The organism is Micromonospora sp. NPDC048868 (assembly GCF_043198195.1).
In the GTDB taxonomy this organism is placed as follows: Bacteria; Actinomycetota; Actinomycetes; order Mycobacteriales; family Micromonosporaceae; genus Micromonospora; species Micromonospora reichwaldensis.
The window spans coordinates 69203-90475 of record NZ_JBICUN010000008.1 but is presented as its reverse complement, the minus strand read 5'-3'; the positions used below and the strand labels follow the sequence as shown (position 1 = coordinate 90475).

23 protein-coding genes are annotated in these 21273 nt (G+C 72.3%); 13 read left to right on the top strand and 10 right to left on the bottom strand.

All coding sequences use genetic code 11. From position 1 onward, the window contains the following. Positions 1 to 46: 46 nt before the first annotated feature. Entirely contained in the window at positions 47 to 736 is a 690-nt protein-coding gene (locus ACGFNF_RS15115; protein ID WP_393168307.1) for a hypothetical protein, read from the bottom strand. Between the two features lie 72 nt (positions 737 to 808). Next, on the bottom strand, positions 809 to 1270 hold the full coding sequence (locus ACGFNF_RS15110; RefSeq protein WP_393168305.1) for a peroxiredoxin: 462 nt from the start codon (positions 1268 to 1270) through the stop codon (positions 809 to 811). A 117-nt stretch (positions 1271 to 1387) separates the two neighbouring features. Here ACGFNF_RS15110 and ACGFNF_RS15105 point away from each other — a divergent pair, with 117 nt between their 5' ends. Both ACGFNF_RS15105 and ACGFNF_RS15100 read left to right on the top strand, forming a co-directional pair. Continuing rightward, a complete protein-coding gene (locus tag ACGFNF_RS15105) occupies positions 1388 to 2116 on the top strand; it encodes an SDR family oxidoreductase (RefSeq protein ID WP_393168303.1) in 729 nt (242 codons plus the stop codon). A gap of 53 nt (positions 2117 to 2169) precedes the next feature. Next, positions 2170 to 2916 carry a class I SAM-dependent methyltransferase gene (locus ACGFNF_RS15100; protein ID WP_393168301.1) on the top strand — a complete coding sequence of 249 codons (747 nt, stop codon included), beginning with the start codon at positions 2170 to 2172 and terminating at the stop codon, positions 2914 to 2916. Between the two features lie 180 nt (positions 2917 to 3096). Here ACGFNF_RS15100 and ACGFNF_RS15095 read toward each other — a convergent pair whose 3' ends face one another. Then, the gene (locus tag ACGFNF_RS15095; protein ID WP_393168299.1) at positions 3097 to 3942 is read right to left on the bottom strand and encodes a hypothetical protein; all 846 of its coding nucleotides are present in this window, start codon (positions 3940 to 3942) and stop codon (positions 3097 to 3099) included. Between the two features lie 125 nt (positions 3943 to 4067). Here ACGFNF_RS15095 and ACGFNF_RS15090 point away from each other — a divergent pair, with 125 nt between their 5' ends. The 4 genes from ACGFNF_RS15090 to ACGFNF_RS15075 all read left to right on the top strand — a co-directional run bounded on the left by ACGFNF_RS15090 (position 4068) and on the right by ACGFNF_RS15075 (position 8461). Beyond that, on the top strand, positions 4068 to 4517 hold the full coding sequence (locus ACGFNF_RS15090) for a helix-turn-helix transcriptional regulator (protein WP_393168297.1): 450 nt from the start codon (positions 4068 to 4070) through the stop codon (positions 4515 to 4517). 5 nt (positions 4518 to 4522) lie between these two features. After that, positions 4523 to 4933, top strand: coding sequence for a VOC family protein (locus tag ACGFNF_RS15085; protein WP_393168295.1), 411 nt, complete (start codon positions 4523 to 4525; stop codon positions 4931 to 4933). A gap of 83 nt (positions 4934 to 5016) precedes the next feature. Then, the gene (locus ACGFNF_RS15080; RefSeq protein ID WP_393168293.1) at positions 5017 to 7404 is read left to right on the top strand and encodes an ATP-binding cassette domain-containing protein; all 2388 of its coding nucleotides are present in this window, start codon (positions 5017 to 5019) and stop codon (positions 7402 to 7404) included. 163 nt (positions 7405 to 7567) lie between these two features. Next, a complete protein-coding gene (locus ACGFNF_RS15075; protein ID WP_393168291.1) occupies positions 7568 to 8461 on the top strand; it encodes an alpha/beta fold hydrolase in 894 nt (297 codons plus the stop codon). 43 nt (positions 8462 to 8504) lie between these two features. Here the strand turns inward: ACGFNF_RS15075 and ACGFNF_RS15070 are convergent, their stop codons facing one another. Continuing rightward, entirely contained in the window at positions 8505 to 9098 is a 594-nt protein-coding gene (locus tag ACGFNF_RS15070; protein ID WP_393168289.1) for an AAA family ATPase, read from the bottom strand. A 58-nt stretch (positions 9099 to 9156) separates the two neighbouring features. On the opposite strand from ACGFNF_RS15070, the gene ACGFNF_RS15065 reads away from it, so the two are divergent. Continuing rightward, entirely contained in the window at positions 9157 to 10167 is a 1011-nt protein-coding gene (locus tag ACGFNF_RS15065) for a tyrosine-type recombinase/integrase (protein ID WP_393168287.1), read from the top strand. 194 nt (positions 10168 to 10361) lie between these two features. Here the strand turns inward: ACGFNF_RS15065 and ACGFNF_RS15060 are convergent, their stop codons facing one another. Then, positions 10362 to 11228 (bottom strand): bifunctional 5,10-methylenetetrahydrofolate dehydrogenase/5,10-methenyltetrahydrofolate cyclohydrolase, encoded by an 867-nt coding sequence (locus tag ACGFNF_RS15060; RefSeq protein WP_393168285.1) that lies wholly within the window; start codon positions 11226 to 11228, stop codon positions 10362 to 10364. Positions 11229 to 11469: 241 nt separating this feature from the next. Here ACGFNF_RS15060 and ACGFNF_RS15055 point away from each other — a divergent pair, with 241 nt between their 5' ends. Then, positions 11470 to 12624: a glutamate--cysteine ligase gene (locus ACGFNF_RS15055; RefSeq protein WP_393168283.1), complete on the top strand. Its 1155-nt coding sequence runs from the start codon at positions 11470 to 11472 to the stop codon at positions 12622 to 12624. 44 nt (positions 12625 to 12668) lie between these two features. Here the strand turns inward: ACGFNF_RS15055 and ACGFNF_RS15050 are convergent, their stop codons facing one another. Next, complete coding sequence (locus ACGFNF_RS15050) at positions 12669 to 14249, bottom strand: NAD(P)-binding domain-containing protein (RefSeq protein ID WP_393168281.1); 1581 nt, start codon at positions 14247 to 14249, stop codon at positions 12669 to 12671. A 103-nt stretch (positions 14250 to 14352) separates the two neighbouring features. Continuing rightward, positions 14353 to 15132, bottom strand: coding sequence for an endonuclease/exonuclease/phosphatase family protein (locus ACGFNF_RS15045; RefSeq protein ID WP_393168279.1), 780 nt, complete (start codon positions 15130 to 15132; stop codon positions 14353 to 14355). 198 nt (positions 15133 to 15330) lie between these two features. Between ACGFNF_RS15045 and ACGFNF_RS15040 the strand changes: the two genes are divergently transcribed. Further along, a complete protein-coding gene (locus ACGFNF_RS15040; RefSeq protein WP_393168629.1) occupies positions 15331 to 16104 on the top strand; it encodes a sulfite exporter TauE/SafE family protein in 774 nt (257 codons plus the stop codon). A gap of 43 nt (positions 16105 to 16147) precedes the next feature. On the opposite strand, the gene ACGFNF_RS15035 is transcribed toward ACGFNF_RS15040, so the two are convergent. Next, entirely contained in the window at positions 16148 to 16759 is a 612-nt protein-coding gene (locus ACGFNF_RS15035) for a malonic semialdehyde reductase (RefSeq protein WP_393168277.1), read from the bottom strand. A 100-nt stretch (positions 16760 to 16859) separates the two neighbouring features. Here ACGFNF_RS15035 and ACGFNF_RS15030 point away from each other — a divergent pair, with 100 nt between their 5' ends. After that, the gene (locus tag ACGFNF_RS15030) at positions 16860 to 17228 is read left to right on the top strand and encodes a helix-turn-helix domain-containing protein (protein ID WP_357578908.1); all 369 of its coding nucleotides are present in this window, start codon (positions 16860 to 16862) and stop codon (positions 17226 to 17228) included. A 54-nt stretch (positions 17229 to 17282) separates the two neighbouring features. Beyond that, positions 17283 to 18059 carry a GNAT family N-acetyltransferase gene (locus tag ACGFNF_RS15025; RefSeq protein WP_393168274.1) on the top strand — a complete coding sequence of 259 codons (777 nt, stop codon included), beginning with the start codon at positions 17283 to 17285 and terminating at the stop codon, positions 18057 to 18059. A 49-nt stretch (positions 18060 to 18108) separates the two neighbouring features. Here ACGFNF_RS15025 and def read toward each other — a convergent pair whose 3' ends face one another. Both def and ACGFNF_RS15015 read right to left on the bottom strand, forming a co-directional pair. Then, positions 18109 to 18618 (bottom strand): peptide deformylase, encoded by a 510-nt coding sequence (def, locus tag ACGFNF_RS15020; protein WP_357578906.1) that lies wholly within the window; start codon positions 18616 to 18618, stop codon positions 18109 to 18111. A gap of 10 nt (positions 18619 to 18628) precedes the next feature. Then, positions 18629 to 19417 (bottom strand): TetR/AcrR family transcriptional regulator, encoded by a 789-nt coding sequence (locus ACGFNF_RS15015; protein ID WP_393168272.1) that lies wholly within the window; start codon positions 19415 to 19417, stop codon positions 18629 to 18631. A 73-nt stretch (positions 19418 to 19490) separates the two neighbouring features. Between ACGFNF_RS15015 and ACGFNF_RS15010 the strand changes: the two genes are divergently transcribed. Together ACGFNF_RS15010 and ACGFNF_RS15005 are read left to right on the top strand one after the other, a co-directional pair. After that, positions 19491 to 20474 (top strand): ATP-binding cassette domain-containing protein, encoded by a 984-nt coding sequence (locus ACGFNF_RS15010; protein ID WP_393168270.1) that lies wholly within the window; start codon positions 19491 to 19493, stop codon positions 20472 to 20474. After that, a complete protein-coding gene (locus ACGFNF_RS15005) occupies positions 20471 to 21268 on the top strand; it encodes an ABC transporter permease (RefSeq protein ID WP_393168268.1) in 798 nt (265 codons plus the stop codon). Before ACGFNF_RS15010 ends, ACGFNF_RS15005 begins: the two co-directional genes overlap by 4 nt. Positions 21269 to 21273 lie beyond the last annotated feature (5 nt).

The following is a 21273-nucleotide window of genomic DNA, read 5'->3' as shown; positions in this document are numbered from 1 at the left end:
CCGGCGGGGCGAGCGGCACCGCCACCCACCCCGCCGGCCGTCCGCGTCAGCGCGCCTCGCGCAGCTCCGCCAGGCGCGCCTCGATCTCCGCCAGCTCCGCGCGCAGCTTCTCCGCCTGCTGCTCCGCCTCGGCCCGCTCGGCCGCCATGATCTGCTCCACCGCCTCGTGCACGCCCGGCACATCGACCAGCGCCACCATCCGCAGCGCCTCCGCCGGCTTCACCACGTACGGCTTCGCCAGGGACTTGCTGCCCTGCTGCGCCGCGACCGTCCACTCACCGTCGGCGTACGCCAGCGTCACCGTCAGCCCCGCCGGCCCCTTCGGCTTCACGGCCTTCACCGCCTTGCGCGCCGGGGCGGGCTTCGCCTCCGTCGTCTCCACCTTCGGCTCCTCCCGCCGCTGCTGCGGCACCCGGTCCAACACGAACTCCGGCTCCGCCGGCGCCGCCGGCTCGGGCTCCGGCGTCTCCGGCTGCGGCTCGGCCGCCTTACGCGCGGCGCCGCGCGGGGCCACCGCCACGTCGGCGGGGGAGAAGGGCAACTCGTCGCGACCGAACCGGACCACCACGAACTCGTCCGACACGGCCGGGTCGGTCAGCTCCACCACCTGACCCACCTGCCCGGCGATCTGACCCGCCGAGGCGGTGAACACCACCTTCGGCTTGCGGCCCGCCGCCAGCGCCTCCCGGATGCTCTGCACCTCGTCAGTGGACAAACCCTGGCCAGCAGCACCCATCAGCAACCTCTTCCCCTCGTACACCTGTTCAGATGTCTGCCTTGATACCAGCCCACGCCGACAAGCGGAAGATCAACCCCCCAGCGCCCGCAACGCCGCGTCCGCGTGGTCGTTCATGTTCAGCTCACTGTGGACCACCTCGACGACCCGCCGGTCCGTGCCGATCACGAACGTCATCCGCCGCGTGCTCAGCGCACCCAACGGCAGCCGCCGCCGCACCCCGAACAGGTCCGCGACCGTGCCGTCCACGTCCGACAGCAGGGGATAGTCGAACCCGTGCCGGCGGGAGAACTCCGCCTGCTTCTCCACCGGATCCCGGCTGATGCCCACCCGCGTCGCGCCCACCGCCGCGAACTCCGCCGCCAGGTCCCGGAAGTGGCAGCTCTCCGCCGTGCACCCCCGCGTCAACGCCGCCGGATAGAAGAACAACACCACCGGACCCGTGGCCAGAAACTCCGACAGCCGCCGCGGCGTACCCGTCTCGTCGGGCAACTCGAAGTCCCGCACCACGTCGCCGACACCCACACCCGCCACCGCGCACCTCCACGTCACCGTCCACCGACGCGCCCGAGCCTATGCGCCCACCCACCGGCCCGCCCCACGCCGCCCGCCGGTAGCGTCGGCCCCGCAGCCACGACAGGGGAGAGGCACATGCGACCGGTCACCGTCATCACCGGCGGCAGCCGCGGCATCGGCGCCGCCACCGCCCGCCGCCTCGCCCACGCCGGGCACCACGTCGCCTTCAGCTACCGCCGCGACCACACCGCCGCCACCACCGTGCTCGCCGACATCGAAGCCACCGGCGTACGCGGCCTCGCCGTACCCGCCGACACCCGCGACCCCGAGCAGGTCACCGCCCTGTTCGACGCCGCCGCCGACCTCGGCCCGATCACCGGCCTGGTCAACAACGCCGGCGTCACCAGCCCCATCGGCGCGTTCGTCGACCTCGACCCCACCGACCTGCGCCACGTCGTCGACGTCAACCTCATCGGCTACGTCCTCTGCGCCCAACAGGCCGCCCGCCGGATGGGCGACGGCGCCGCCATCGTCAACGTCTCCTCCGCCGCCGCCACCCTCGGCAGCCCCGGCGAGTACGTCCACTACGCCGCCGTCAAGGCCGCCACCGACACCCTCACCACCGGCCTCGCCAAGGAACTCGCCCCCCGCGGCATCCGCGTCAACGCCGTCGCCCCCGGCATCATCCGCACCGACATCCACGCCCTCTCCGGCCAACCCGACCGACCCGAGCGGGCCGCCGCCCGCATCCCACTGGGCCGCCCCGGCGAACCCGACGAGGTCGCCGGCGCCATCGCCTGGCTGCTCGGCCCCGACGCCACCTACACCACCGGCACCGTCCTGCGCATCGCCGGCGGCCTCTGACCCACCCCGACACCACCGGCCGACCCGCCGCCGCCCATGCGACGATGCCACCCGTGACCGATGTCTTCGGCGCCATCGCCGACCTCTACGACGACATCCGCCCCGGCTATCCGGACGCCATTGCCGACCTCATCGCCGACTACCACGGCAGAACCCCCGACACCGTCACCGAGATCGGCGCCGGCACCGGCAAGGGCACCGCCGTGCTGCTGCGCCTCGGCGCACCCGTCACCTGCATCGAACCCGACCCCCGCATGGCCGCCCGCCTCACCGCCACCTTCCCTGACGTGCACACCGTCACCCAGACCTTCGAACGGTGGCAACCACCCACCGGCGGCGTACCCCTGCTCGCCTGCGCGTTGGCCTGGCACTGGCTCGACCCCGCCACCCGCAACCGGCGCGCCCACGCCGCACTCACCCCCGGCGGCACCCTCGCCGTCTTCGCCCACGAGTACGGCTACGCCGACCCCGCACAGGCCCACGCCGTCGACACCACCCTGCGCGCCATCGACCCCACCGCCACCCGCCACCCCGCCGACTGGTTCCACCACGACATCACCGCCAGCGGCCTGTTCACCGACGTGCACGCCCACACCCTGCACCGCGACCTCACCCTCAGCACCGACCAGTACCTACGCCTGCTGCAGACCTTCGGCCCGTACCGGCAGCGACCCACCGACCAGCAGACCCGGGCGAGCACCGCGATGCGCACCCTCGTCGACGGCTTCGGCGGCACCGTCGTCCTGCGCCTGCGCACCACCCTCGTCCTCGCCCGCCGTCCCCACACCGACCGGCTCTGAGGCCGCCGACCGGCGCGCCCGCCGCGACCGTACGACTCGATGCTGTCGGTGGGGTCCTCTACCGTCCGCGGACGTGAGCGCAGTGCAGACCTACCGCTACCTCGGATCCTCCGCCGACGGAGACGGCCAGCGCGTTCGGCCCAGCCGCCGACCGGGCGAAGCCTGCCCACGAAACCGCCGTCAGCCCACTGCGGGCGGGAAGCATGCCTCCGACAGACCCAACGACTCGCGCCACACGTCCGGGCACACGTCGTTGCCCCACAACAAACCCCGCCCGTCACCGGCAGCGATCGTGGCCACCGTCCGCACGAAGGACAGACTCACCTGCTGCCACTCATCCGTCGACCCCACGGCACGCCTCCACACGTCCGCCAGCGCGGCGAACGTCGGCTCGTAGCGCGGCAGGTCCAGCCGGTCCAGCCGCGCCGCCAACTCCACCGTCTCCGCGTTCGTCAGCCAGCCATGGATCCCCTCAGTGACACCGAACCGGTAACCCCACACCGCCCCCCGCGTGGCGAGCGCGCCGAGCAACTCCCGCAGCGGATCACCGTCGGGCACCCCCTGACGCGCCAACAACGGGAGGTAGTAGGCCGGGGCGACGGTGCGCCCCACGAACTGCGACGACCCGAGACAGAACACCGCCACCAGCGCCTCGTGCAGCGCGGTCAACTCCTCGACGGCGTGCCGGTCACCATCGCGGTGGAACCGGCACCGCCCACGCTCCGGACGCGTTCCCGACGGGCACGTGAGCTGGGCACGCGTCGCCCGGCGTCCGCCCACGTACCGCAGGTCAGGCCCGAGCCACGTGCAGTACCGCACAAGATCCGTGGGCCGCTCCCGCAACTGCGACGCCAACTGCGGCCACAGCACGCCGTAGCCGTACCCGCCCTCCGGCGACGCCCGACGGAACACCTCACCGAGCCACGGCACCACCTCACCGGTACGCAACAGCCTTACCAGCGCCGGCACCACCTCGGCGCGGTAGCGCTCGTAGCCGAACACGAAGATCTCGGCATCCGCGCCCACGCTCACACCCCCGAACCGCAGAGCCTGCCAAACCCAGCGCTCCGCACGCCACCCGAAACCCGCCTACCGCGACAGGCCGCCGGCCCTGCTGGGCAACCCCGACGCCACGTGGCACGATCTCGCAGGTGACCAGCAGAGACGCCGCCGACCAGCACCTACGCGACCTCGCCCGGCTGCGCCGCGTACGCGACCGCATCGACCGCGAGTACGCCAAGCCGCTCGACGTCGAAGCCCTCGCCCGCGGCGTGAACATGTCCGCCGGACACCTCAGCCGCCAGTTCCGCCTCGCCTACGGCGAATCCCCGTACGCCTATCTCATGACCCGGCGCATCGAACGCGCCATGGCCCTGCTGCGTCGCGGCGACCTCAGCGTCACCGAAGTCTGCTTCACCGTCGGCTGCTCCTCCCTCGGCACCTTCAGCACCCGCTTCACCGAACTCGTCGGCATCCCACCGAGCACCTACCGCGCCCGCGCCGCCCACGCCACGGGGGAGCTGCCGTCGTGCATCACCCGACAGGTGACCAGACCGATCAGGAATCGAGAAGCACAGGCCACCCAGCCACAACTAGCGTGACCGGCATGAACATCACCATCCACAACGCCTTCCTCCCGCACACCGACGCCGACGCCGCCCTGACCTTCTACCGCGACACCCTCGGCTTCGAGGTCCGCAACGACGTCGGATACGACGGCATGCGCTGGCTCACCGTCGGCCCACCCGGCCAGCCCGGCACCTCCATCGTCCTGCACCCGCCGGCCGCCGACCCCGGCATCACCGACACCGAGCGCCAGACCATCCTCGAACTCATCGCCAAGGGCAACTACGGCGCCATCACCCTGGCCACCGACGACCTCGACGGCCTCTTCGACCGGCTCCAGGCCAGCGGCGCCGACGTCGTCCAGGAACCGACCGAACAGCCGTACGGCGTGCGCGACTGCGCCTTCCGCGACCCCACGGGCAACCTGATCCGCATCAACGAGCTGCGCTGAGCCCTCCGGCGCACCCACACACCAGCCAGGCAACACCTCGACGCGGACCGCGACGGCGGCCCCGTGCAGCAGATGGAGACACGATGAGCACCGCCACGGGGACGGACACCCAGGCATCCGCCCACATCGCCGACAGCCACGACCTGATCCGCGTGCAGGGCGCCCGCGTGAACAACCTCAAGGACGTCACCGTCGACATCCCGAAGCGCCGCCTCACGGTCTTCACCGGCGTCTCCGGCTCTGGCAAGAGCTCACTGGTGTTCGGCACCATCGCCGCCGAGTCACAACGAATGATCAACGAAACCTACAGCGCCTTCCTGCAGGGCTTCATGCCGTCGCTCACCCGACCGGACGTCGACCTGCTCGAAGGACTCACCACCGCGATCATCGTCGACCAGGAACGCATGGGCGCCAACCCCCGCTCCACCGTCGGCACCGCCACCGACGCCAACGCCATGCTGCGCATCCTGTTCAGCCGGCTCGGCCAGCCCCACATCGGCTCACCCAACGCGTACTCCTTCAACATCCCCACCGTCACGGCCAGCGGCGCGATCACCGTCGAACGCGGCACCAAGACCAAGGCGGAGAAGGCCACCTTCCACCGCCTCGGCGGCATGTGCCCACGCTGCGAGGGCATGGGCACCGTCAACGACATCGACCTGACCGCCCTCTACGACGCCAGCAAGTCACTCAACGAGGGCGCCCTCACCATCCCCGGCTACAGCATGGACGGCTGGTACGGGCGCATCTTCCGCGGCTGCGGCTACTTCGACCCCGACAAGCCGATCAGCAAGTTCACCAAGAAGGAACTGCACGACCTGCTCCACCGCGAACCCACCAAAATCAAGATCGACGGCATCAACCTGACGTACGCCGGCATCATCCCGCAGATCCAGAAGTCCTTCCTCAGCAAGGACATCGACGCCCTGCAACCCCACATCCGCGCCTTCGTCGAACGGGCCGTCACCTTCCAGACCTGCCCCGACTGCGACGGCACCCGCCTCAGCCCCGAAGCCCGCTCCTCGAAGATCAACGGCAAGAGCATCGCCGACGTCTGCGCCATGCAGATCAGCGACCTCGCCACCTGGGTACGCGACCTCGACGAACCGTCCGTCGCACCCCTGCTCAAGGGGCTGCAACACCTCCTCGACAGCTTCGAGGAGATCGGCCTGGGCTACCTCTCCCTCGACCGACCCGCCGGCACCCTCTCCGGGGGAGAGGCCCAACGCACCAAGATGATCCGCCACCTCGGATCGTCGCTCACCGACGTCACCTACGTCTTCGACGAACCCACCATCGGCCTGCACCCGCACGACATCGAACGGATGAACAACCTCCTGCGGCAACTACGCGACAAGGGCAACACCGTCCTCGTCGTCGAACACAAACCCGAGACCATCACGATCGCCGACCACGTCGTCGACCTCGGTCCCGGCGCCGGCACCCAGGGCGGCACCGTCTGCTTCGAAGGCAGCGTGGAACAACTGCGGGGGAGCGGCACCGTCACCGGCCGCCACCTCGACGACCGCGCCACCCTCAAGAAGACCGTACGCACACCCACCGGCAACCTCCAGATCCGTGACGCCAACACGCACAACCTGCGCGACGTCGACGTCGACATCCCACTCGGCGTCCTCTGCGCGATCACGGGCGTCGCCGGCTCCGGCAAGAGCTCACTGATCCACGGCTCGGTCGCCGGCCGCGACGGCGTCGTCGTCATCGACCAGGGCGCCATCCGCGGCTCACGACGCAGCAACCCGGCCACCTACACCGGCCTGCTCGACCCCATCCGCAAGGCGTTCGCCAAGGCCAACGGCGTGAAACCCGCACTGTTCAGCGCCAACTCCGAAGGCGCCTGCCCCACCTGCAACGGCGCCGGCGTCATCTACACCGACCTCGGCGTCATGGCGACCGTCGAGACCACCTGCGAGGAATGCGGCGGCAAGCGCTTCCAGGCCGCCGTACTCGACTACACGCTCGGCGGCCGCAACATCGCCGAGGTGCTCGCCATGTCCGTCGCCGAGGCCGAGGAGTTCTTCGGCTCCGGCGACGCCCGCGTCCCCGCCGCCCACGCGGTCCTGGCCCGCCTCGCCGACGTCGGCCTCGGCTACCTCAGCCTCGGCCAGCCCCTCACCACCCTCTCCGGCGGCGAGCGGCAGCGCCTCAAGCTCGCCACCCACATGGCCGAGAAAGGCGGCGTCTACGTCCTCGACGAACCCACCACCGGCCTGCACCTCGCCGACGTCGAACAACTGCTCGCCCTGCTCGACCGGCTCGTCGAATCCGGCAAGTCGGTAATCGTCATCGAGCACCACCAGGCGGTCATGGCACACGCCGACTGGATCATCGACCTCGGCCCCGGCGCGGGCCACGACGGCGGCCGCATCGTCTTCGAAGGCACTCCCGCCGACCTCGTCGCCAAGCGGTCCACCCTCACCGGCGAGCACCTCGCCACCTACGTGGGCGCCTGACCGAGGCCGCCGGCAGGGCACCGGTCCGGCGGGCGCTCCCGCGCTGCGCCGGGCCGGGCCCGCCAACCGCGCCGACCGCGAACGCCTCTCGCATCCGTGGCAGCGGGGGAGCAGCGGCCGGTAAGCCAGGCTCCGGACGCTCGGCATGCGTACGCTCGCGTCCATGCCCTCCGCGATGATCGAGATGGACGACGGTGCCCAGCTGCGCACCTGGACCAGCGGCTCGCCGGAGCACGCCGACTTCCCCCTGGTCGTCCTGCACGGGGGACCGGGGCTGCCGGACTATCTCGGCCCGGTCGCCGCCCTTGTCGAAGACCTGTGCCTGGTCCACCGCTACGACCAGCGAGGCACAGGCGGATCGGCCTGGGAGGGGGAGCACACGATCGCCCGCCACGTCCGGGACCTGGCGCTGTTGCTCGACGTGTGGGGACACGACCGGGCCGTCCTGGTGGGCCACTCGTTCGGGACCAACATGGCCGGCTACTTCACGCTGGCGCATCCCGAGCGCGTGGCGGGATCGATACAGCTCGCCGGGCCCTTCCTGGACCCCTGGCGGGACGCCGACCGGGCGGCGCAGCGGGCACGACGCACCGACGCGCAGCAGGACAGGCTCGACGAACTCGAAGCGATCGCATCGCGCACCGATGCCGAAGAGGTCGAGTACCTCACCCTGGCGTGGTTCACCGACCACGCCGACCGGGCTCGGGCATGGGACTGGGCGCAGGCGTCGGCCCGCGCGCTGCGACCCGTCAACTACGCGATGAACAGCCAGCTCAACGCCGCGAAGAAGGCGGACCCGCTCGAATCGCACGTGGATGAGCTCCGCGAGCGCCTTCCCGCCGGCACCGTGATCATCGGTGGGGCGGACGACAGCCGTCCCGCCGAGGCCCTGCGACGACTCGGAGCACGCCTCGGGTGCGAGGTCGTCCTCATCCCGGACGCGGGCCACCATCCCTGGCTGGAGGCGCCGGACCAGTTCAGCGCGGCGTTCCGCGCCGCGGTGACGAGAGCGTGCCTGACGAATCACCGGGACGATGGCGAAGGCTCCACGCCATGAAACCGCAGGCAGGCCCACTGTGGCTGTGATTCGATAATGTATATTATGTCAAGTTAACCGGATCGGGCCCTCCCTCAGCTTGGTCGGACGGCAGGTCGGCGAGGCGCCGCAGGTGCGCCTCCACCAGCGCGACCCGCTCCTGCGCCGGCGCGGGCGGCACCGCGATCAGGCCGTGCCCGTGCGCCCGGTAGACCTCCTCGTGCACGCGGGCGAACGCCAGCGACTCGGCGTAGCCGATCCGGCGGGCGGCACTCGGTGTCACGAAGCCCAGCGGCTCGACCAGGAACACCTGCCGCTGGTAGGCGCCGTCGCGCAGCACCCGCCGCACCTCCTCGGTGAGCACGCGCCCCGGCGGGTGCCCCAGATACCGCGCGAGGGCCAACGTGCACAGCGGCGACCGGTCGTGGACCTGCACCGACCCGTACGCCCCGGGCGCCTCGCGGCGCTCCCGCTGGAGCCGCGCGACGGCGTCGACGAAGCCGGCCTCGCGCCACGGTTCGGCGACGCCCCGCCCCTGCTGGGCCGCGATGACGTCGGTGGCCGCCTCGGCGACGACGTCCCACCTGCGTCGGCGCAGCGCGTCGGCGAGTGTCGTCTTGCCCGCCCCCGGTGCACCCGTCAGTACGTACCGTCGCACGCCTCTCCCCCTCTCCCGCCGTTGCCGGTGAACCCGAAAATGCTGCATAATATCCCTTATGCATGACAAACAGGACGAATCGGTACAGCGGCTCATCGAGGAGTTCCTGACGGCCCGCGCGACCCGCAAGCCCTCCCCCCACACGTTGGAGGCGTACCGGCGGGACCTGCGTGCCGTCGCCGAGCTGGCGGCCGAGGAGAGCACCCCTCCCCTCCCCCTCGACGCGTTGCCCGTCGGCGCCCTCACCGCCCGCGTCATGCGCGCGGCATTCGCCCGGTTCGCCGCTCCCCGCGCGGCCGCGTCGGTGCACCGGGCGTGGTCCACCTGGAACAGCTTCTTCTCCTTCCTGGTCGCCGACGGTGTGGTCGCCGGCAACCCGATGCCGGCGGTCGGTCGTCCCCGGGCGCCTCTCCCCCAGCCCAAGCCGCTGCGTGGCGCGGACACTCCCGAGCAGCTGCTCGCCTCGGTGGCCCGGCAGGAGGGCCGGCAGCGCGACCCGTGGCCGGAGCGCGACCTGGCGGTGCTGGCGTTGGCGCTCTGCGCGGGGCTGCGGCTGTCGGAACTGCTGGCGCTGCGGGTGGGGTCGTTGACGGGCCGCGCGGGCGAGCGGCGGGTCGACGTGGCCGGCAAGGGTGGGCGGCCGAGGGTGGTGCCGATCGAGCCGGAGCTGGACGGGGTGCTGGTGGGCTACCTGGACAGCCGGGTGCGGCGGTTCGGGTCGCGTACGGTGCGGCCGGACGCGCCGCTGCTGGTGGACCGTCGGGGTGAGCCGCTGCGTCGGGGCGGGCTGCAGTATCTGGTGGAGTCCTGCTACCGGCGGGCGGGCATCACCGACCGGGTGCCGCGTGGGGCGCGGTTGCACGCGTTGCGGCACACCTTCGCGACGCGGTTGGCGGAGGACGGGGCGAGCGCGGCGGAGATCATGCGGTTGCTGGGTCACGCGTCGTTGGCGTCGTCGCAGACGTACATCGAGGTGACGGCCGGGCAGCAGCGCGACGCGGTGCGGTCCAACCGTACCAATCGGGCGTTGGCGGGGTTGGTGGCGGCGGAGCGCGACGGGCGGTCGTGAGGCGGGGCCCGGCGGTAGCGGCCGGTGGGCCGGTCGGAAGCCGCGCTGGCGGGGTGCCGGCGCGTCCGACGGCCAACGCCTCCGGCGGCACCCTCGGCGAGAGGATCAGCCTGCTCTGCCGGGGTCGTTCGACGGGGCGGGTGTGGCCGGCGGTGGTCCGGGCGTCGAGGTCGTCGGCGCCCGGGCCGGGGTGGTCAGGCGTTGCCGGTGGCGCGGCGGGCGGCGTCGAGGGCGTTGCGGAAGAGCATGGCGACGGTGGTGGGGCCGACTCCGCCGACGCGGGGGGTGATGGCGCCGGCGACGTCGGCGCAGGTTTCGGCGACGTCGGGCAGGAGGCGTCGGCCTTCGTAGCGGACGCCGCCGCCGATGACGACGGCGCCGGGGCGGACGTGTTCGGGTTGGATGATGCCGGGGACGCCGGCGGCGGCGATGAGGATGTCGGCGCGTCGGGTGTGGGTGGCCCAGTCGGGGACGCCGGTGTGCACGACGGTGACGGCGGCGTTGGCGGTGGGTCGTTTCTGGGTGAGCAGCAGGGCGAGGGGGCGGCCGAGGGTGGCGCCGCGGCCGAGGATGACGACGTCGCGGCCGGCGACGGGGATGTCGTGGAAGGCGAGCAGGGCTTCGATGCCGGCGGGGGTGCAGGGCAGGGGTCCGGGCAGGCCGAGGGCGAGGCGTCCCATGTTGAGGGGGTGCATGCCGTCGACGTCGAGGTCGGGGTCCATGGTCTGCAGGGCGCGGTCGTAGTCGAGGTGTGCGGGGATGGGGTGCTGGATGAGCAGGCCGTGTACGTCGGGTGCGGTGTTGAAGTCGGCGATGGCGTGGTGCAGGTCGGCCTGGGTGGCGGTGGCGGGCAGGTGTACGTGGGGTGAGGCGAAGCCGAGTTCGCTGGCCTGGCGTTGCTTGATGCGGATGTAGCCGGCGCTGGCGTTGTCGTCGCCGACGAGGATGGTGGCGAGGCCGGGGGTGGTGCCTGCGGCGCGTAGTGCGGTGACGCCGGCGGCGACGTCGGTGAGGATGTGGTCGGCGACGGGGGTGCCGGGCAGGAGTCGGGCGGTGGGCATGGTGCTCCTCTGCCGGCGGGGCCCAGGCGGTCGACCTCCGCGCGTGGAGCTCCCCGATGGTTTGGTGCCCATCCTCTGGCCGCCAGTCGCGTCTGGGGTCAGCTTGCCACAGGGGGTCGGGTGTGGTGTGTCCTGGTGGGTGGCTGCGGCGTCGGCGTACTGACTGTGGGTGTCCCGTTGGTCACTGGTTCGGGCTACCCTGTCGGCCTGTCCGTGTCGGGCGCTCGCCCGGGTGTCGTGAGTGGAGGCCGTGGTGCCGGTGCTGGTCGGCGGGGATGGTGTGGTGTCGGGTCCGCGGTTGGGGGTGGAGGAGGAGTTTCTGCTGGTGGATCCGGTGAGTCGGGGTGTGGTGCCGGGTGCGGGGGCGGTGGTGGATCGGGCGGTGGCGCGGTTGGGTTCGCGGGTGTCGGGTGAGATCACGACGTTGCATGTGGAGACGAGGACGGATCCGACGTCGTCGGTGCGGGGGTTGTTGGAGCAGTTGGTGCAGGCGCGTCGGGTGGTGGCGGAGTGCGCGGCGGTCGACGGGTTGCGGATCGTGGCGACCGGTACGCCGGTGTTGCCGGGTGCGACGTCGCCGCCGGTGACGCGGGGGCCGCGGCAGGATCGGGGTACGGCGACGTTCCGGGGGTTGCACGACGAGTTGGCGATCTGTGCGTTGCACGTGCACGTGGAGTTGCCGGATCGGGAGCGGGCGTTGCTGGTGAGCAATCATCTGCGGGCGTATCTGCCGTTGTTGATCGCGTTGACGGCGAATTCGCCGTACTGGGAGGGGCGGGATTCGGGTTATGCGGGTTGGCGGTCGGTGATCTGGTCGCGGTGGCCGGTGGCGGGGCCGCCGCCGCGGTTCACGTCGGTGGCTCACTACGAGCGGGTGGTGGAGATGTTGTCGGCGGCGGGGGCGGTGGTGGATCCGGGGACGTTGTTCTGGGACATCCGGCCGTCGGTGACGCATCCGACGTTGGAGGTGCGGGTGTCGGACGTGCCGGTGTCGGCGCGGGAGTCGGCGTTGGTGGCGGCGTTGGTGCGGGCGTTGGTGGTGCGGGGGTTGGAGGCGGTGGATCGGGGTGATCATGGTCCGGAGTTGCCCGGGGAGTGGTTGCGGGCGGCGTACTGGCGGGCGGCGCGGGACGGGTTGGAGGGTTCGTTGCCGGAGGTCGGTTCGGGTCGGTTGCGTCCGGCGCGGGAGGTGTTGGGTGAGGTGGTGGGGTCGTTGGCGCCGGTGTTGCGGGCGTGTGGGGACGAGGAGCTGGTGCGGGGCTGGTCGGAGCGGTTGTTGGCGGTGGGTGGTGGTGCGGTGCGGCAGCGGGCGGCGGCGGGTCGTCGGGGTCGGTTGACGGATGTGGTGGATTTTCTGGTGGCGCAGACGGTGGTGGACGAGTTGCAGCCGGCGTAGGTGGGTGGTGGTCGAGGTTGGCCCGGTGGCGGGTGTGCCCGGGGTCAGCGGTCGCGGTGCAGTTCGCGGGTGAACCAGTCGCGCAGGGGTGTGACGTGGCGGTCGGGGCGGCGCCATTCGGCGAGCAGGTCTTCGAGCAGGTGGAGTTCGTCGACGAGGGTGTCGCCGTGGTAGCGGCGGATGACGGGGTGGATGAAGGCGCTTTCGGCGGCGCGGTCGGGTTGGGGGTGGCGTTCGATGGCGAAGACGTCGCCGTAGTCGTCGCGGCCCCAGCGGAGGCTGACGGTGTAGTAGTGCGGGTGGTCGTGGAAGCGGGCGCGGACGTGGTCTTCGGGCAGGTCGGTGTAGTGGCGTAGTTGGCCGTGGGGGTCGACGACGAGGGCGTCGCAGAGGAATTCGAACTGGGTCCAGAGGGCGGAGCTCCAGTTGACCCGGTCGAGGACGAGGGTGGTGAGGGTGTCGGGGTCGGGGTCGACGAGGGTGTGTGGCAGGGGTACGCCGTCGTAGCGTTCGCGTAGCAGGGCGGTGAGGGTGCGCAGGTTGTAGCGGAATCCGTCGATGAAGGCGGAGGAGGCTTTCTTGAGGTCGCGGTCCTGGGCGAGGGTGCCGGCGAAGTAGAGGCCGTCGATGTTGGTGGACTGCCAGTCGCCGGTGGTGGTGGGCATGCGGCCGTTGGGGATCATGTCGGGTCGGCAGGTGGGGTCGAAGGGGCTGGTGTCCATGGTGAAGCCGGTGCAGCGCAGGACGGTTTCGTAGTCCATGACGGCGGTTTCGCCGTCGGCGTGGGTGTAGGTGAGGTGCACCTGGTAGCGGTTGTCGACGGGGCGGATCTCGTCGATGACGCAGTCGAGTACGGAGTGCAGGGTCTTGAACTGGTAGCTGTCGAGGACGGCGCCGTGGTGGCCGCGGACGTCTCCGGGGTGTTTGGTGTTCCAGGCCAGGCGTAGTGGGCGGGGGCTGGCGAGGTGGATCATGGCGGCGTGGCCGAGGATCGCGGAGGCGGTTTCGAACGCGGAGTTGCCCTTGCCGAGGATGAGGACGCGGTGGCCGGCGTAGTGGGCGGGGTCGGTGTGCATGTCCTCGTAGCCGGTGGCGTGTTCGATGCCGCGGATGTCGGGGATGTTGGGGCGGCCCCAGCCGGTGGCGACGATGAGGCAGTGGCAGTGCAGGACGCGGTCGGGGGTGTGGACGAGGAAGCCGTCGTCGAGGCGTTCGATCCGGTCGGCGGGGGTGTCGAAGCGTACGGCGAGTTGGTGGTAGCGCTGGAAGTCGGTGAGGTAGCGCACCATGTCGTCGGCGTGGGGGAAGTATTCGCTGCTGTACTTGGCGAAGGGCAGGTCGGCGGGTTCGTGCAGCAGGGAGTTCCAGTCCCAGCGCAGGCGGATCTCGGGGTCGGTGCTGGTGGTGTGGACCTTGTTGAGGGAGATGAGCCGGCGGTGGCGGGGGAAGTGGCGGAAGAATTCGGCGGGTGCGGGGGCGCGTTCGAGGGTGACGTAGTCGCAGCCGGCCTGTTGGAGGTAGTAGCTGAGTTGGATGCCGGCTGGTCCGGCTCCGATGATGACGTACCGGTGGTGTTCGGTGGTGGGGTCGTGGTGGCTCGTCGGGCCTGGGGTGGGTGCCGTCACGCCAGAGACCTTCGCCGATGCGGCGGGTTGGTGTCAACGCTGGGTGGGGTGACGGTGACGCGACCGCTGGTGAGGGGTGTGGTCTCCCCCGCCGGGTGTGCGGTCAGCCGAGGTCGACCAGGAGGGGGCGGTGGTCGGAGATGGTGGACAGGGGGGTGTGCACGGCGGTGACGGGTGGCAGCTGGTCGAGGCCGTGGCGGTCGGCGAGGATGTGGTCGAGTTGGACGCGGGGTTGCCCGGCGGGGTAGGTGGGGCGGCGGCCGAGGGGGTGCCAGCCGGTGAGGAGTCGGGCGGGGCCGGCGGGCAGGTTGAGGTCGCCGAGGAGGATGCGTGGGGCGGGCAGGGTGCGTAGGGCGCGGACGGTCTGGCGGAGTTGGTGGGCGTTCCAGCCGGGCACGAAGGACAGGTGGGTGGCGGCGACGGTGAGCCGTCCGTGTGGGGTGTCGAGGACGGCGGCGAGGACGACGCGGGGTTCGTCGCGCAGGAGGATGAGTCCGCCGCGGGGGCCGGGGACGTAGACGGGTGAGCGTACGGGGGCGGGGCGCAGTCGGGTGACCTGCCAGGTGTGTACGCGGTGGCGGGTGACGAGGCCGACGCCGTAGCAGGGTTCGCCGTGTCCGTCGTCGTCGTGGGTGAGGGGGCGGAACTGTTCGCCGGGGGTGCCGACGACGGCGGCGGCGAAGCGGTGTTCGCCGGCGGCGAGGGCGCGGGCGGCGATGGCGGTGAGGTCGAGTTTGCCGCTGCGGCTCTGGTCGCGGTCGACTTCCTGCAGGGCGAGGACGTCGGCGTCGAGGGCGGTGACGGCGGCGGTGAGCCGGTCGGGGTCGACGAGTCCGTCGGCGAGGGACCGGCCGTGCAGCAGGTTGAAGGTGGCCAGGCGCACGCTTGCACCCTACGTGGCCGTGGGAGGGTTGCCGGGTGTTGAAGGTGTTGTTGTGCTCGATGCTGCTTTTCGTGGCCCTGGGTTCGGTGGGTGTGTGGCTGCGCCGGCGGCGGGGTCGGTGACCTGCGGTTCTGGTGAGGCTGGCCACAGGCGGCGTCGTGGGGTGGGTGGCGGTGGGCAGAATGGCCGCCCGTGGATGTGGATCCCCTGTCGTTGACGACCCTGCTCGCCGCGGCCGCGATGGCCGGTTGGATCGACGCCGTGGTGGGCGGTGGTGGTCTGCTGCTGTTGCCGGTGTTGATGGTGGCGGCGCCGGGGATGCCGGTGGCGTCGGCGTTGGCCACGAACAAGTTGACGGCGATCGCGGGTACGACGACGGCGGCGGTGACGTACGCGCGCCGTACGAAGATCGACTGGGCGGTGGCGGGGCCGTCGGCGGTGCTGGCGATGTGTTGCGCCGGGGTGGGTGCGGCGTTGGCGGGGGCGGTGCCGGCGTCGGCGTACCGGCCGGTGGTGCTGGTGGTGCTGGTGTCGGTGGCGGCGTTCGTGGTGTTGCGTCCGCGGTTGGGGGTGGTGGCGCAGCCGCATCGGCGTACGCGGGTGCGGGTGGGTGTGGCGGTCGCGGTGGCCGGGGTGGGTATCGCCCTGTACGACGGGCTGGTGGGTCCGGGTACGGGGACGTTCCTGGTGGTGGCGTTCACGGCGCTGGTGGGGGCGGACTTCGTGCACGGCTCGGCGATGGCGAAGGTCGTGAACGTGGGCACGAACCTGGGGGCGTTGGCGGTGTTCGCGGCGACGGGGCACGTGTGGTGGCTGCTGGGGGCGGCGATGGCGGTGTGCAACATCGCGGGGGCGGCGTTGGGGGCGCGGATGGCGTTGCGGCGTGGCTCGGGTTTCGTGCGGGTGGTGCTGTTGGTGGTGGTGCTGGCGTTGGTCGGCAAGTTGGGCTTCGACCAGTGGGTGGCGGCCTGACGGTCGCCACCCACTGCTCGGCGGTCCCCCGCTGGTCGGCGGGTCAGGCGTGTCGGACGACGTCGGTGTAGTCGAGGCGGGGCAGGCGGGGGAACCAGGCGTTCTCGCCGGGGCGGCCGATGTTGACCACGAGCAGGGTCTTCCAGGTGCTGTCGGCGAAGAACTCGCGGTCGACGGCGGCGGCGTCGAAGCCGGCCATGGGACCGGCGGCGAGGCCGGCGGCGCGGACGGCGAGCAGGAAGTAGCCGATCTGGAGGGTGGCGTTGAAGCGGGCCATGCCCTCGCGGACCTCGGGCTTGCCGGCGAGGTCGTCGCGCATCTGGGGTCGGATGGGGAAGACCTGCGGGATGAACTCGTGGAAGTCGGTGTCGGCGGCGAGTACGGCGACCATGGGGGCGCTGGCGGTCTTGGCCTTGTTGCCTTCGCTCATGTGCGCGACCAGGCGGGTGCGGGCCTCGCCGGGGCGGACGTAGAGGATGCGCAGGGGCTGGGTGTTGGCGGCGGTGGGCGGGAACTTGGCGAGTTCGAAGATGGCCTGGAGGTGTTCGTCGGTGACCGGCTCGTCGGTGAAGGTGTTGGCGGTGCGGGCGTCGGTGAACAGCAGCGCCTGGGCCTCGGGGTCCAGGTTGATCAGGGGCGAGTGGACGTCGGTCATCGGGGTGTCTCCATCGAATCGGCTGACTTGCTTCGGCTACGGTAGCAGCTAGCTTTTTACTAGTCCCTTGTTCGGGGGATGTCCGCCGTATCCTGGGGTCATGACGGTCAGGCCACAGGTGGGCGAGACGCCCCGCACGTGTGACGGGGGCGTCGCCCGGGCCTTCGCGTTTCTCGGCAAGCGGTGGAACGGCATGCTCCTGAGCACCCTCGCCGACGGGCCGGCCGGGTTCGCCGAGCTGGCCCGCGCCCTGCCCGGGATCAGCGAGTCGGTGCTCTCCGACCGGCTGGGCGAGCTCGTGCGGGTCGGGCTGGTCAGCCGCAGTGTCCGGCAGGGTCCCCCGGTGGGGGTGAGCTACGAGCTCACCGGGCCGGGTGCGGCGCTGCTGCCGGTGCTCGACGCGTTGGGCCGGTGGGCGCACGAGAACCTTCCCGCCGAGCCGGAGACGACCACGTCGCCGGGCTGCTGAGGACGCCCGGCGACCGGGCGCAGCGCCCCGCGCCGGATGTGTGATCATCGGCGGATGCCGGTACGCGCCGAACACGACCGGACCGTCCTGGCCGCGCTGCTCGGGCGGGACCCGGTGCTGCACGCGTACCAGCTCGGTGACCTGGATGACTTCTTCTGGCCGTACACCTCCTGGTTCCGCCGCGACGAGGAGGTGGCGTTGCTCTACCACGGCGCGGACCCGCCCACGTTGCTGGCGTTCGCGGCCCCGCCACGGGTGGACCGGCTGGCGACGCTGCTGCGCCAGCTGGCGCCGGTGCTGCCGACGCGCCTGTGGGCGCACCTGTCCCCCGGCCTGGAGCCGGCCCTGGCCGGGGTGTTCCGGATGGACGCGGCCGGCCCGCACCACCGGATGGCGCTTACCGACGCGGCGCGGCTGGACACGGTGACCCCGGCGGGATCGGTGCTGGGCGCCGACGACCTGCCGGCGCTGCGCCGGCTGTACGAGGTGGCCTACCCGGGCAACTGGTTCGACCCGCGGATGCTCGACACCGGCCAGTACGTGGGCGTGCGCGACGGCGGGGAGCTGGTGGCGGTCGCCGGGGTGCACGTGTTCTCCCCCGCGTACCGGGTGGCGGCGCTGGGCAACGTGACCACCCATCCCCGGCTGCGCGGGCGAGGGCTGGCCGGTGCGGTGGTGGCCGCGCTGTGCCGGCGGCTGCGCGAGCACGTCACGCACGTCACGCTCAACGTGAAGGCGGACAACGCGGCGGCGTTGCGGCTGTACGGGCGGCTGGGCTTCACCCGGGTGGCCGACTACGGCGAGTACGCGCTGCGCGCCCACGACGGGTGAGCGCCCACGGTCGGGGCGCCCGCGCCGGCCGGCGCGGGCGCGGGCCGGGTCAGCCGCGGCGGCTGGGTGAGTCGAAGCGGCCGGCGCGGATCTCCCGCAGCGCCTTGCGGCGGGTGTCGCCGCGCAGGGTGTCGACGTAGAGGCGGCCGGCGAGGTGGTCGGTCTCGTGTTGCAGGGCCCGGGCGAGGAAGCCGCTGCCGGAGATGGTCAGCGGCTCGCCGTGCTGGTCGAAGCCGTGGGCGGTGGCGTGCAGGGCGCGCGAGGTCGGGAAGTAGAGCCCCGGGATGGACAGGCAGCCCTCGTCGTCGTCCTGTAACTCGTCCGACAGCTCCAGCGTCGGGTTGACCAGGTGGCCGCGGTGGCCGTCGGCGTCGTAGACGAACACCTGGGCGTTGACGCCGATCTGGGGGGCGGCGACGCCGGCGCGGCCGGGGGCGCCGAGCAGGGTGTCCATCAGGTCGGTGACCAGGGCGCGCAGGTCGGCGTCGAAGCTGGTGACGGGCTCGCTGGGGGTGCGCAGCACGGGGTCACCGATGATCCTGATGGGGCGCATCGTCATGTCGGCCAGGTTATCGCTCGCCGGTCGTGGCGGCGGCGTCCGGGCGGGTGGCGACGAGGACCTCGATGCCGTCGAGGATGCGGGCCAGACCGAACTCGAACGCGCCGTGGGGGTCGGCGGCGGCCTGGTACTCCTGGCCGGCGGCGGTGCCGACGCGGGCGGCGAGGGGGTAGCGGCGCGGGTCGAGGGCCTTCTCCAGATACGGGGCGTGGGCCTGCCACCACTGCTGCTCCGTCATGCCGGTGCGCGCGGCGGCCTGGGCGGCCTCCACGGCGCTGCGCACGGCGCCGTGGACGTAGCCGGAGACGAGGGTGACGACGGCGTCCATCTCCAGGTCGGTCAGGCCGATGCCGTCGACGGCGCGCAGCTCGTACTCGTAGCGGGCGATGACGTTGGGGCCCAGCGGGGGGCGGGTGGTGGCGACCTGCAGCAGCCAGGGGTGGCGCAGGTAGAGCGCCCAGATCTCGCGGGCGACGTGGGTGAGCCGCTCCCGCCAGCCGCCGGGCACGTCGTCGGGGCGGACGGTCTCGCCGTAGACGGTGTCGAGCATGACGTCGAGCAGTTCGCCCTTGCCGGGGACGTAGGTGTAGAGGGACATGGTGCCGACGCCGAGTCGTTCGGCGACGCGGCGCATGGACAGGGCGGCGAGGCCCTCGGCGTCGGCCACGTCGATGGCGGCGCGCACGATGCGGTCCACCGACAGGTCGGGCCGGCCCTTGCGGCTGGTGCGTTCGCGGGTACGCCAGAGCAGGGCGAGGCTGCGCGCGGGGTCGCCGGTGCCGCTGTACTCGGTCGTCATCCCGGCACTGTATCGTCCGCCGTACCGTATGCCGTACGGTACGGTGTACGGGTCGAGTGGATGGAGGGCGCGGATGCACCACGACGGACCGGCCGTCGAGGCGGAGGGACTGCGCAAGCGCTACGGCGGCACGCAGGCCCTCGCCGGCCTCGACCTGACGGTGCCCGCCGGCACCGTGTGCGGCCTGCTCGGCCCCAACGGGGCGGGCAAGACCACGGCGGTACGGGTGCTGAGCACCCTGCTGCGGCCCGACGCCGGCGCGGCGCGGGTGGCCGGCGCCGACGTGCTGCGCCACCCCGAGCGGGTCCGTGCCCGCATCGGCCTGGTCGGCCAGCACGCCGCGCTCGACGAGGTGCTCAGCGGCCGGCAGAACCTGGTCCTGTTCGGCCGGCTGCACCACCTCGGCGGCGCGCGGGCCCGCGCCCGGGCCACCGACCTGCTCGGCCGCTTCGACCTGACCGACGCCGCCGACCGGCCGGTCGGCACGTACTCCGGCGGGATGCGCCGCCGTCTCGACCTCGCGGCGAGCCTGATCCTCGACCCGCCGGTGCTCTTCCTCGACGAGCCCACCACCGGCCTCGATCCGCGCGCCCGGGCGCAGGTGTGGGACGCGGTGCGCCGGCTCGTCGCCGGCGGCACCACCGTGCTGTTGACCACCCAGTACCTGGAGGAGGCCGACCAGCTCGCGCACACCGTCCGGGTCGTCGACGCCGGGCGGGTCGTCGCCGACGGCACCCCGGAGCAGCTGAAGACCGCGCTCGGCGGCGACCGCGTCGACGTCGTGCTGGCCCGCGCCGACGACCTGGACCGGGCGGTGCGCGTCGTCGGCGCCGCCGTCGCCGCGGCCCCGCTCGTCGACGCGGCGGGCCTGCGCCTCAGCGTCGCCGTCACCGGGCGGGTGGCCGCACTGGGCGCTGTGCTGCGGGCCCTCGACGACGCCGGCCTCACCGCCGCCGACGTCGCGGTGCGCCGCCCCACCCTCGACGAGGTGTTCCTGCGGCTCACCGACGGCCACTCCCCCACCACCCGCCCCGACGAGGACAGGGTGGGTGCATGAGCACGACAGGCGTGCGCTGGGCCTTCGCCGACACCGTCACCCTCACCGGCCGGGCGCTGGCGCACTGGCGGCGCCAACCCGGGCAGTTCGTCGTCGGGCTGCTCTTCCCGGTGCTGATGGTGCTGATGTTCGGCTACCTGTTCGGCGGCGCGATGAGCGTGCCCGACGGCGGCGACTACCGGGAGTTCCTGCTGCCCGGCATGTTCGCCATGACGGTGCTCTTCGGCATCGAGTCGACGTACGCGGCCGTGGCCACCGACACCGCGCGCGGGGTCACCGACCGGTTGCGGTCCCTGCCGATGACGCCCTCGGCGGTGCTCACCGGCCGGGCCGCCGCGGACCTGTTGCACTGCGCCGCCGCTCTGGCCGTCATGCTCGCCTGCGGGGTCGCCGTCGGCTGGCAGTGGCGGGCCGGGGCACCGGCGGCGCTGGCCGCCGTCGGGCTGCTCCTGCTGCTGCGCTTCGCCCTGATCTGGGTCGGCATCCACCTGGCGCTGGTGCTGCGCGCGCCCGGGTCGGTGGTGGTGCTGCAGATCCTGGTCTGGCCCGTCGGGTTCACCTCCAACGCGTTCGTCTCCCCCGACACCATGCCCGGCTGGCTCGCCGCCGTGGCCGGGTACAACCCGCTGTCGGCGACCGTCGCGGCCTGCCGGGAACTGTTCGGCAACCCCGGCTGGGGCGGCGAGTCGTTCGCCGCGCAGCACGCCGTCGCGCTCGCCGTGGCCTGGCCGCTGCTGCTGACCGCCGTGTTCGGGCCCCTGGCGGTACGCCGGTACCGCGCGCTCGGCCGGTGACGGAC

What these genes read in the sequence shown, in the direction of transcription:
- ACGFNF_RS15115 (WP_393168307.1), bottom strand. Translation starts at nt 736, where the DNA reads ATGGGTGCTGCTGGCCAGGGTTTGTCCACTGACGAGGTGCAGAGCATC.
- ACGFNF_RS15010 (WP_393168270.1), top strand. Translation starts at nt 19,491, where the DNA reads ATGCACCACGACGGACCGGCCGTCGAGGCGGAGGGACTGCGCAAGCGC.
- ACGFNF_RS15080 (WP_393168293.1), top strand. Translation starts at nt 5,017, where the DNA reads ATGAGCACCGCCACGGGGACGGACACCCAGGCATCCGCCCACATCGCC.
- ACGFNF_RS15005 (WP_393168268.1), top strand. Translation starts at nt 20,471, where the DNA reads ATGAGCACGACAGGCGTGCGCTGGGCCTTCGCCGACACCGTCACCCTC.
- ACGFNF_RS15030 (WP_357578908.1), top strand. Translation starts at nt 16,860, where the DNA reads ATGACGGTCAGGCCACAGGTGGGCGAGACGCCCCGCACGTGTGACGGG.
- ACGFNF_RS15060 (WP_393168285.1), bottom strand. Translation starts at nt 11,228, where the DNA reads ATGCCCACCGCCCGACTCCTGCCCGGCACCCCCGTCGCCGACCACATC.
- ACGFNF_RS15065 (WP_393168287.1), top strand. Translation starts at nt 9,157, where the DNA reads ATGCATGACAAACAGGACGAATCGGTACAGCGGCTCATCGAGGAGTTC.
- ACGFNF_RS15015 (WP_393168272.1), bottom strand. Translation starts at nt 19,417, where the DNA reads ATGACGACCGAGTACAGCGGCACCGGCGACCCCGCGCGCAGCCTCGCC.
- def (WP_357578906.1), bottom strand. Translation starts at nt 18,618, where the DNA reads ATGACGATGCGCCCCATCAGGATCATCGGTGACCCCGTGCTGCGCACC.
- ACGFNF_RS15085 (WP_393168295.1), top strand. Translation starts at nt 4,523, where the DNA reads ATGAACATCACCATCCACAACGCCTTCCTCCCGCACACCGACGCCGAC.
- ACGFNF_RS15035 (WP_393168277.1), bottom strand. Translation starts at nt 16,759, where the DNA reads ATGACCGACGTCCACTCGCCCCTGATCAACCTGGACCCCGAGGCCCAG.
- ACGFNF_RS15075 (WP_393168291.1), top strand. Translation starts at nt 7,568, where the DNA reads ATGCCCTCCGCGATGATCGAGATGGACGACGGTGCCCAGCTGCGCACC.
- ACGFNF_RS15105 (WP_393168303.1), top strand. Translation starts at nt 1,388, where the DNA reads ATGCGACCGGTCACCGTCATCACCGGCGGCAGCCGCGGCATCGGCGCC.
- ACGFNF_RS15025 (WP_393168274.1), top strand. Translation starts at nt 17,283, where the DNA reads ATGCCGGTACGCGCCGAACACGACCGGACCGTCCTGGCCGCGCTGCTC.